Source organism: Oleiphilus sp. HI0128 (genome assembly GCF_001635365.1).
On sequence record NZ_LWGG01001201.1, the window covers coordinates 1 to 1,789 of the forward strand.

Genomic DNA, 1,789 nt, shown 5'->3' on the forward strand with positions numbered 1-1,789 from the left:
GTTATGTCGCGCAAGATGCACCCGCCGGCGTGTCGGCTTATCAACCCGATAAAGCAGCTTTAAGTATTGCAAAGTCCTTTAGCCAGACCTTTAAGTTTAAGTCAGGCTCCCGCCAGCTTAGCCAGATACATGCTCTCTACATGATGGGCAGTACTGGAACCTTAGCGCACTCTGAAGCGAGTGATGTGGACTTATGGTTGTGCTTTGACCCTGGCCTGGGCGAAGACGCTATGGCTTCGCTCGCAGAAAAAGCCAAGAAGATAGATGATTGGGCAAACAGTCTAGGCTTGGAGCTTCATACTTTTTTGATGAATGCGGAAAAGTTTAAGGCTGGGCACTTGAATAACCGCATGGATAAAGAAAGTAGTGGTTCTGCACAACATTATTTGCTGCTGGACGAGTTTTATCGTACTGCGATTTTATTAGCGGGGCGTTACCCAATTTGGTGGCTGATTCCACCAAATTTAGAAGGAGAATACGAGGAGAAAGTTGATCTCCTGTTGAGTAAACGTTTTATTAAACAGCAAGAGGTTCTCGATTTTGGTAGCGCTGCGTTTATTCCTAAAAGTGAGTTGATAGGTGCTGGGCTATGGCAGCTATATAAAGGCCTGGACTCGCCCTATAAATCAGTACTGAAAATCTTGCTGGCGGAAGTTTATGCCCAAGAGCTTCCGGAAGCTGAAACTTTGAGTCAGGTTTATAAGCGCGCTGTTTATGATGATGAATTAGGTATTGAAGATCTGGATCCATATCTTCTTGTCTATCAGCGTCTCGAAGCTTATTTAAATAAAAGAAAAGAACATAAACGGCTCGATATTGTTCAGAAGAGCTTTTACATTAAAGTTGCGAAAAAACTCTCTCGATCCCCATCGGGAAGGGGGCCTTCATGGCAGAGAAAACTATTGGAAAAAATTGTCCGAACCTGGGGTTGGTCAGAGAGTAAGTTCAGGTACCTGGACTCTCGCGCCAAATGGAAAGTTGATGAGGTTCTGGTCGAGCGCCAAGTCTTAGTGGCAGAGTTGAGTTACTGTTATCGGTTTTTGTCACAGTATGCTCGCACTCATGGTATTCGCTCCAGTATTACCGCTGAAGACCTTAACCTCCTGGGCAGAAAGCTATACGCAAATTTTCAGAAGAAAGCAGGTAAGGTTGAGCGGGTTAATCCGGGTATTGTCGGGGACTTATGGGAAGAGAACCTGGCTATTCACCATACCAGCTCTCAGTTGATGCCAAGTGAGCAAAGCGGCTGGCTGTTATACAGGAATCTAAGTACTGATTCAGATGCTTCGTTTGAAGTGCCCTTGAAGAAATTTACTTCGATGGTGGAGTTACTTGCATGGCTATATTTTAACGGCATTGTAAATAGCTCCACTCGCTTAAGTCTGGTACCGGGTGATACGGGCTACAGGCTACAAGAAGTTCAGCAGATGATTCGTGCTTTGCAGCAAAGTATTAGCGTACCTCTTCCACCAGTGAATCAGGCAAGCTTTGTTAAGGCTGCGCAGGTTACACAGGTGGTCTTGTTTGTGAGCGTTGGTTTAGACCCCATGGAAGAATTAGCGGAACGGGGGATGCAGCGTTTAAGTGATCGTACAGATGCACTCGACTACAGTACCGATCGCTTTAACCTGGTACGCACGATAGATCAAATCAGTATTAATAGCTGGAATGAAGTCAGTGCGCACCGTTTTGAAGTGGGTGATACCCTGATGCAAACCCTGCAGTCTTATTTGCAGATTTGTTTGGCACAGCAAAGTGACTTCGAGTGTGAATTACGTGTATTTTGTTT

1 protein-coding gene is annotated in these 1,789 nt (G+C 45.3%); it reads left to right on the top strand.

What is annotated here, in order from left to right; all coding sequences use genetic code 11:
* Nucleotides 1-1,789, top strand: a 1,789-nt coding sequence (locus A3763_RS20390; RefSeq protein ID WP_197483016.1) for a class I adenylate cyclase, incomplete at both ends; no start/stop codon positions are given.